Origin of the sequence: Bradyrhizobium sp., assembly GCF_019242285.1 — a bacterium.
Classification (GTDB): Bacteria; Pseudomonadota; Alphaproteobacteria; order Rhizobiales; family Xanthobacteraceae; genus Bradyrhizobium.
Window position 1 is genome coordinate 1 of sequence record NZ_JAFAVV010000356.1, and the last position, 3,960, is coordinate 3,960.

General features: G+C 64.9%; 4 protein-coding genes and 1 pseudogene. 3 read left to right on the forward strand and 2 right to left on the reverse strand.

Translation table 11 applies throughout. The features are described 5' to 3' along the window. The 3 genes and pseudogenes from JOY90_RS14035 to JOY90_RS14045 form a co-directional block, all read left to right on the forward strand. Window positions 1-201, forward strand: a pseudogene (locus JOY90_RS14035) (lipid-A-disaccharide synthase); the annotation flags it as partial. Window positions 202-323: 122 nt separating this feature from the next. Then, window positions 324-974 carry an SRPBCC family protein gene (locus tag JOY90_RS14040; RefSeq protein ID WP_291691722.1) on the forward strand — a complete coding sequence of 217 codons (651 nt, stop codon included), beginning with the start codon at window positions 324-326 and terminating at the stop codon, window positions 972-974. 3 nt (window positions 975-977) lie between these two features. Beyond that, window positions 978-1,313 carry a helix-turn-helix transcriptional regulator gene (locus tag JOY90_RS14045; RefSeq protein WP_291691723.1) on the forward strand — a complete coding sequence of 112 codons (336 nt, stop codon included), beginning with the start codon at window positions 978-980 and terminating at the stop codon, window positions 1,311-1,313. A gap of 31 nt (window positions 1,314-1,344) precedes the next feature. Here JOY90_RS14045 and gltA read toward each other — a convergent pair whose 3' ends face one another. Both gltA and gltX read right to left on the reverse strand, forming a co-directional pair. Continuing rightward, window positions 1,345-2,646 carry a citrate synthase gene (gene gltA / locus JOY90_RS14050; protein ID WP_291691724.1) on the reverse strand — a complete coding sequence of 434 codons (1,302 nt, stop codon included), beginning with the start codon at window positions 2,644-2,646 and terminating at the stop codon, window positions 1,345-1,347. Window positions 2,647-2,800: 154 nt separating this feature from the next. Then, window positions 2,801-3,960: glutamate--tRNA ligase (gltX, locus tag JOY90_RS14055; RefSeq protein ID WP_291691725.1), on the reverse strand; the 1,160-nt coding region annotated here is incomplete at its 5' end.

Consider the following 3,960-nt stretch of genomic DNA (forward strand, 5'->3'; position numbering starts at 1 on the left):
CTGCAGGACGACTGCTCAGCGGACAAGCTCGCCGGCGCCTTGCAGCAGGTGCTGGCCGACACGCCGTTGCGCCGCCGCCAGAGCGAGGCGTTCGCCAGGCTCGACGCGATCATGGCCGTCGGCCAGGCCTCGCCCAGCGTGCGCGCCGCCGACCTCGTGCTGGCGACGATGCGGAAGGGACGCGGCGTTGCCCGGGGCTGACGATCGCGGCCAGCATCGACACTGAACGCCCACCGTCGCCGCAACATGTTCGGTGGTAATATTAGCTTGAATTAATATTAATATAGGCTAATATAGCTCTCGAATATTTCGGGAGCCCTGCCATGAAAATCGATCCTGTCGCCTATGTCGGCGCCGTCGTCCGCGAAGTCGCCAACAGGGAGCATCTCGGGCGGCCGGCGCGGGCGGTGATTGCGACGCGGAGTTACGACACTGATATCGACGATCTCTGGGACGCGCTGACCAGCGCCGAGCGGATTCCACGCTGGTTCCTGCCGGTCTCGGGCGATCTGCGGCTCGGCGGCCGCTACCAATTCGAAGGCAATGCCGGCGGCGAGATCACGCGCTGCGAGCCGCCCCGGCTGTTGTCCGTCACGTGGGAATTCGGCGGCGGCACGACCTGGCTCACCGTGACGTTGTCGGAGCAGCAGGCCGGCGTCACCAAGCTGGAGCTGGAGCATATCGCGCATGTCGAGGGCGACATGTGGGACCGGTTCGGGCCGGGTGCGGTCGGCGTTGGTTGGGACCTGGCGCTGATGGGTCTTGCGCGGCACCTTGCGTCGGGTGCGGACGTCGACCGGGCCGAAGCCATGGCCTGGATGGCCTCGGAGGAGGGCAAGAGCTTTATTCGGTCCATCAGTGAGGCCTGGGGCAAGGCGTCGATCGCTTTCGGCACTGCTGAGGCGGCCGCGAACGCCGCTGTGGCCCGCACCAGCGCGTTCTATTGCGGTGAGCCACCTGGAGAAGGCAGCTAGCCGATGCACGCTTTCGACATCCTCGGCGACCCGGTCCGGCGGCGCATCCTGGAGCTGCTCGCGACAGGCGAGCACTCCTCGGGCGACATCGTCGCCGTGGTCGGGCGCGAGTTCGGCATCACCCAGTCGGCGGTGTCGCAGCAGCTTCGGGTGCTGCGGGAGGCGGGCTTTGCGTCGGTGCGCGCCGACGGGGCGCGGCGCATCTACGCGGTCGAGCCCGCTCGCTTTCGCGAGGTCGATGATTGGCTCGACCACTTCAGGTCGTTCTGGCTGCCGAAGCTCGACGCACTCGCGACCGAGGTCGCGCGGGGTAAGCGAAAGCGGCGTTCTCCGAAATGAAGGCGCCGCATCGAACCTGTAGCCGAGAAGCCTATTTCCGCTTGTCCATCTCGACATAATCGCGGTGGGTGACGCCGCTGTAGAGCTGGCGCGGACGGCCGATCTTCTGCTGCGGGTCCTCGATCATCTCGCTCCACTGGCTGATCCAGCCGACGGTGCGGGCGACCGCGAACAGCACCGTGAACATCGAGGTCGGGAAGCCCATCGCCTTCAGCGTGATGCCGGAATAGAAATCGACGTTGGGATAGAGCTTGCGGCTGATGAAGTATTCGTCGCTGAGCGCGATCTTCTCCAATTCCAGCGCGACCTTCAGCATCGGATCGTCGCCATGGCCGGTCTCCTTGAGCACGGCATGGCACATCCGCTGCATGATCTTGGCACGCGGATCGTAGTTCTTGTAGACGCGGTGGCCGAAGCCCATCAGGCGGACTTCGCTGTTCTTGTCCTTCACCCTCCTGATGAAGTCCGGGATGTTCTCGACCTTGCCGATGCCGTAGAGCATGTTCAGCGCGGCCTCGTTGGCGCCGCCATGCGCCGGTCCCCACAGGCAGGCGATGCCGGCCGCGATGCAGGCGAACGGGTTGGCGCCGGAGGAGCCGGCGATGCGCACCGTCGAGGTCGAGGCGTTCTGCTCGTGGTCGGCGTGCAGGATCAGGATCTTGTCGAGCGCGTCCGCCAGCACCGGGTTGGGCTTGTACTCCTCGCACGGCACCGCGAAGCACATGTGCAGGAAGTTCTCGGCGAAGGTGAGCGCATTCTTCGGATACACGAAGGGCTGCCCGACGGTGTACTTATAGGCCATTGCCGCCAGCGTCGGGATCTTCGCGATCATCCGCATCGAGGCGATCATGCGCTGCTGCGGATCGTTGATGTCGGTGGAGTCGTGATAGAAGGCGGCGAGCGCGCCGACGGCCGCGACCATGATCGCCATCGGATGCGCGTCGCGGCGGAAGCCCTGGAAGAAACGGGCCATCTGCTCGTGAACCATGGTGTGATGGGTCACGCGGTAGTCGAAGTCCTTCTTCTGCGCGGCTGTCGGCAGTTGCCCGTAGAGCAGAAGATAGCAGGTCTCGAGGAAGTCACCGTGCTCGGCGAGCTGCTCGATCGGATAGCCGCGGTATTCCAGAATGCCGGCGTCGCCGTCGATGTAGGTGATGCGCGACTGGCAGCTTGCCGTGGAAGTGAAGCCAGGGTCGTAGGTGAACATGCCAGATTGCGCATAGAGCTTGGCGATGTCGATGACATCGGGCCCGACGGTACCGCTGAGGATCGGAAAGTCGTAGGTCTTGTTGCCGACCGTGAGCGTCGCGGTTTTGGTGCTGGAAGCGTCCATCGTGAGGTCCCCGATGACATCGTGAGGAGAGAGCGGCCGCTCTGTGCGCTTCCTATGGGGATCGACACGGTCGGCAGCCGCTAGGTATCGAATGAGTGTAGAGGGCCGCCATGTGCACTGCAAGATGGCCAAAGGAATACAGGTAATGCGTGCCTTACGCGGCCTGATCGGCCAGTCGGCCCAGGCTTTCCTCGCGTCCCAATACCGCCAAGACCTCGAAAATACCTGGTGAGGTGGTCCGCCCGGTCAGCGCCACGCGCAAGGGCTGTGCAACCCCACCCAGCTTCAGGTTGTTGGCCTCTGCAAAGGCCCGCATCGCCGCCTCCGTGGCTTCTCCGCTCCAGGGCACGACTTTTTCCAGCGCCGCATGAAGCCGGCAGATCAGCGCGCGTGTCTCCGGTGTCAGGAGCGCCGCGGCCTTCGCCTCGATCGGCAACGGCCGGTCGGCGAAAATGAAGTTGGCGCCGTCGATCAGCTCGATCAGGGTCTTGGCGCGCTCCTTCAGGCTCGGCATCGCCATCAAGAGCTGGGTGCGGGTCGCCTGGTTGAGCTTGGGCTTCAGCTCCGCGCCCTTCGGCACGTAGTCCAGCACGTCCTCGAACATGGTCACGAGGGATTGATCGTCGGCATGGCGGATATAATGGCCGTTGAGATTTTCGAGCTTGGCGAAGTCGAAGCGGGCGGCGGAGCGGCCGATGCCGGGCAGGTCGAACGCCTTGACCATCTCCTCGGTCGAGAAAATCTCCTGGTCGCCATGGCTCCAGCCGAGCCGGACCAGGTAGTTGCGCAGCGCCGCCGGAAGATAGCCCATGGCGCGGTAGGCATCGACGCCGAGCGCGCCGTGGCGTTTCGACAGTTTCGAGCCGTCGGGCCCGTGAATCAGCGGGATATGCGACATCGAGGGAATCGGCCATTCCAGCGCGTCGTAGATCTGCTTCTGCCGCGCGGCGTTGATCAGATGGTCGTCGCCGCGGATGATGTGCGTCACTTCCATGTCGTGGTCGTCGACCACCACGGCAAGCATGTAGGTCGGGGTGCCGTCGCCACGCAGCAGCACGAGGTCGTCCAGATTCTCGTTCTGCCAGACCACCCGTCCCTGCACCTGGTCCTCGATCACGGTCTCGCCGGACAGCGGCGCCTTCAGGCGGATGGTGGGCTTCATTCCCGCGGGCGCCTCGGACGGATCGCGGTCGCGCCACAGGCCGTCATAGAGCCGGGTGCGACCCTCGGCGCGCGCCCTCTTGCGCATCTCGTCGAGCTCTTCGGGGGTGGCGTAGCAGCGGTAGGCGCGGCCGGCTGCGAGCAGCTGCTCGG

Coding starts and splice junctions, on each gene's coding strand:
- JOY90_RS14045 (WP_291691723.1), top strand. CDS start 978: ATGCACGCTTTCGACATCCTCGGCGACCCGGTCCGGCGGCGCATCCTG.
- JOY90_RS14040 (WP_291691722.1), top strand. CDS start 324: ATGAAAATCGATCCTGTCGCCTATGTCGGCGCCGTCGTCCGCGAAGTC.
- gltA (WP_291691724.1), bottom strand. CDS start 2,646: ATGGACGCTTCCAGCACCAAAACCGCGACGCTCACGGTCGGCAACAAG.